Below are 1,139 nucleotides of genomic sequence, written 5' to 3'. Positions count from 1 at the left end.
CCTTGACCTTGTCGTAACCGCGAAGAACACCGGAAGGATTCTTGCAACCTACGTGAACTGCTACCTTTCGATACCGGAACGGTTTTGCATGGATAAAATCGAAAAGCTATTGTTTTCAAAACCTGCTACAGATGAACCATACAGTACCATCCGGACAACAAATACTACACGAGATATTACCGGATATGAAATGTGCATTCCAAAACATGGACCGGCACGATACGATCCGATCCTCCCCGATATGAGAATCCAGATTCATGAGCATCGGATCTACCCACAAATTCTCGATCTGGATCTTGCCAAAGAGCCGGGAGTAATCCGCTGGACTGTACATGCCGATAATGCGCCACGTCGAACTGGCGAAATCGCGATCAAAGACATACCGGTTGAAGACAAACGAAAAGGAGATGAATAGAGAAAGCCGCTACCTTACTATGCGCCGAAGATCTTCAGACAAGATAGACGAAGAACACCTAAAACGTGGGGTCTGCCCTGAATGGCGCTAAGATAAGCATTGAGCAGCCCCCCTGACTTTGCCTCGATGAGGTAGTTCTCGGAAGCACGAGCGTGGTTTGGTGAGCCGCTGGTAAGGTTTTGGTCGGCGTTTAACGGCGCGAGGTTCGGAGCGACCGGGGCGCAGTGGGACCAAGTCGCGTGCAAGGATTTCGAGTAGGCGGCGGTAAAGACGGCGCGCATTACAAGCTGATATAGACAGCCGCATAGCTTGGTAGAAGCTGCGGGCGGCATCGACGGCGCCTTTGAAACTGATGCGCATGCGCGGGACCTTATGCGTGGTGGCTGCTTCTGCAATCAGGCAGCGGATGCAATTATGTGCGACGAGAAAGGCAAGTAATTCTTTGCGCGCCATGGCAGGTGATTGACAGCGTAGTTCTTCCATACCCATGGTGGTTTTCAGGTCACGGAAACAGAGCTCCATGTCCCAGCGGCGCAGATAGAGTTGCGCAATGAGCACGGCGGGATATGTGATGGGATCAAGCAACGTGGTGGAGAACCACAGCTCTTGTGTGCGGAAGCCGTTGGCGGGGATGCGGACCTGGATGAGACGCACGGTGATCTGTTCGGGCGCCTGTTCCCATTCATCTTCGGCGAGGTAAACAGGGCGTATTTTATGGCGGGGC

Annotated in this window: 2 protein-coding genes; one reads left to right on the top strand and one right to left on the bottom strand. The window is 52.8% G+C overall.

Annotation, left to right across the window (positions count from 1 at the left end; all coding sequences use genetic code 11):
• The coding region (locus WC815_24300) for a hypothetical protein (GenBank protein ID MFA5911912.1) at positions 1 to 415 on the top strand (415 nt) is incomplete at its 5' end.
• Between the two features lie 87 nt (positions 416 to 502).
• Here the strand turns inward: WC815_24300 and WC815_24295 are convergent.
• A partial coding sequence (locus WC815_24295) for a transposase (protein ID MFA5911911.1) occupies positions 503 to 1,139 on the bottom strand: 637 nt, incomplete at its 5' end.

This window comes from Vicinamibacterales bacterium, from assembly GCA_041659285.1.
GTDB lineage: Bacteria > Acidobacteriota > Vicinamibacteria > Vicinamibacterales > UBA2999 > 12-FULL-67-14b.
Note: the sequence above shows the minus strand (reverse complement) of the source record. Positions and strands in the feature narration are given on the sequence as shown.